Below are 340 nucleotides of genomic sequence, written 5' to 3' on the forward strand. Positions count from 1 at the left end.
TCACCAAGGAAATCGACGCCTCCAGCCCGTACCTGTACAAGGCGGTGACCACCGGCCAGACCCTGACGTCCGCTGAGTTCAAATGGTACAAAATCAACGACGCCGGTCAGGAGGTGGAGTACTTCAACACGAAGCTTGAGAACGTGAAGGTGGTGAAGGTGAACCCGGTGATGCACGACATCAAGGATCCGTCCTACGAGAAGCACAACCATCTGGAGCAGCTTGAGCTGCGCTACGAAAAAATCACCTGGACCTACAAGGATGGCAACATCATTCATTCCGATTCCTGGAACGAACGCGCCACCGCGTAACACATCAGCAGACGGGGTTATCCCTGTCT

Annotated in this window: 1 protein-coding gene; it reads left to right on the plus strand. The window is 54.4% G+C overall.

Going from position 1 to position 340, the window contains the following annotated elements; genetic code table 11:
* On the plus strand, nucleotides 1–311 hold a 311-nt coding region (gene tssD, locus AAIR21_RS28055), incomplete at its 5' end, for a type VI secretion system tube protein TssD (protein WP_434682863.1).
* Between the last annotated feature and the right edge of the window lie 29 nt (nucleotides 312–340).

The sequence above is a fragment of the Enterobacter sp. PTB genome, assembly GCF_051130085.1.
Classification (GTDB): domain Bacteria; phylum Pseudomonadota; class Gammaproteobacteria; order Enterobacterales; family Enterobacteriaceae; genus Enterobacter; species Enterobacter ludwigii.